The 497-nt window shown below is 47.1% G+C and carries 2 tRNA genes; both read left to right on the top strand.

Annotated features, from left to right (window positions below):
• Positions 1-104 precede the first annotated feature (104 nt).
• Positions 105-181, top strand: a tRNA-Ile gene (locus OGY06_RS00040).
• 105 nt (positions 182-286) lie between these two features.
• Positions 287-362 (top strand) — tRNA-Ala (locus tag OGY06_RS00035).
• The last annotated feature ends 135 nt before the right edge of the window (positions 363-497 follow it).

The following is a 497-nucleotide window of genomic DNA, read 5'->3' as shown; positions in this document are numbered from 1 at the left end:
CGTAGGGGAACCTGCGGTTGGATCACCTCCTTACCTTAAAGAACCGACCTTTGCAGTGCTCACACAGATTGTCTGATGAAAATTAGCAGTAAGAAAATCTCTGCAGGCTTGTAGCTCAGGTGGTTAGAGCGCACCCCTGATAAGGGTGAGGTCGGTGGTTCAAGTCCACTCAGGCCTACCAAATTCTTTCTGATACCGCGTTGTGAAACGACTCGCATACTTCAGTATGCTTCACCGTTCCACGCCTTGTCTCAGCAAGAATTAAGGTGAATGAGATAACTACGATGGGGCTATAGCTCAGCTGGGAGAGCGCCTGCCTTGCACGCAGGAGGTCTGCGGTTCGATCCCGCATAGCTCCACCATCCTTACTGCAAAAACACAAGAAAACTTCAGAGTGTACCTGAAAAGGTTCACTGCGAAGTTTTGCTCTTTAAAAATCTGGATCAAGCTGAAAATTGAAACGACACACTGTTTCATTTCTCCGTAATAAGAAATGA

This window comes from Citrobacter sp. Cpo147 (assembly GCF_030332405.1).
Taxonomy (GTDB): domain Bacteria; phylum Pseudomonadota; class Gammaproteobacteria; order Enterobacterales; family Enterobacteriaceae; genus Citrobacter; species Citrobacter portucalensis.
This window is presented reverse-complemented; position numbering and strand designations above follow the sequence as displayed.